The organism is Nitratireductor sp. GCM10026969, assembly GCF_042660605.1.
GTDB lineage: Bacteria > Pseudomonadota > Alphaproteobacteria > Rhizobiales > Rhizobiaceae > Chelativorans.
Window position 1 is genome coordinate 1 of record NZ_JBHSUM010000318.1, and the last position, 763, is coordinate 763.

General features: G+C 67.2%; 1 protein-coding gene. It reads right to left on the reverse strand.

What is annotated here, in order from left to right:
- Positions 1 to 574: Gfo/Idh/MocA family protein (locus ACFP9U_RS25245; protein WP_378625648.1), on the reverse strand; the 574-nt coding region annotated here is incomplete at its 3' end.
- Positions 575 to 763: the final 189 nt, after the last annotated feature.

The following is a 763-nucleotide window of genomic DNA, read 5'->3' on the forward strand; positions in this document are numbered from 1 at the left end:
TCAGGTGGCTGCCGAGGTCGGCCAGCGCGCCGCCGCCGCCGGCCGGGTCCAGCCGCCAGGTCCAGGGCGCTTCCGAATCCATCATGTAGTCCTCGGCATGGATGGCGCTGAAGGCGCGGATCTCGCCGATCTCGCCGCTGTCGATGATCTCCCTGGCAAGACGCATCATGGGATTCTGCAGGTAATTGAAGCCGACCGCCGTCACGACGCCCCTAGCCTCGGCGGCCCGGGTCATTTCCTCCGCGTCGCTTGCCCCGGGCGCCAGCGGCTTCTCGCAATAGACGTGCTTGCCCGCTTCGATCGCCGCAAGCGCCATCTCCTTGTGCAGCACGTTGGGGGCGGTGATGGAGACGATGTGAACGCGCGGATCCGTCACGAGACGCCGCCAGTCGCCGGTCGATGCGCCGAAGCCGAGCGCGCCGGCGGCGCGCGCGGCGAGTGTCTCGTTCGCATCGGCGAGCATGACGGGCTGCACCTTCACCGGCAGGTCGAAGACACGATTGACGTTATTAAAGGCGAAGGTGTGCGTTCGGCCCATGAAGCCCGAGCCGATCAGCCCCAGTCCCAGCTGCATGCGGTTTTCTCCTGGTGAAGCTTTGAAATCCTGATTCTTTCGGAACGGCGGGGACCCTCCCGCCTGTCCTCAAAGGTCGGTCCAGACGCTGCCGGCCTCGTGGCTGTCTGCGGCAGCGTGGACGAAGGCGACGCCGCGGACGCCGTCGTCGACTCCCGGAAGCGCGACAAGCCCGTCCGGCAGCGCCCT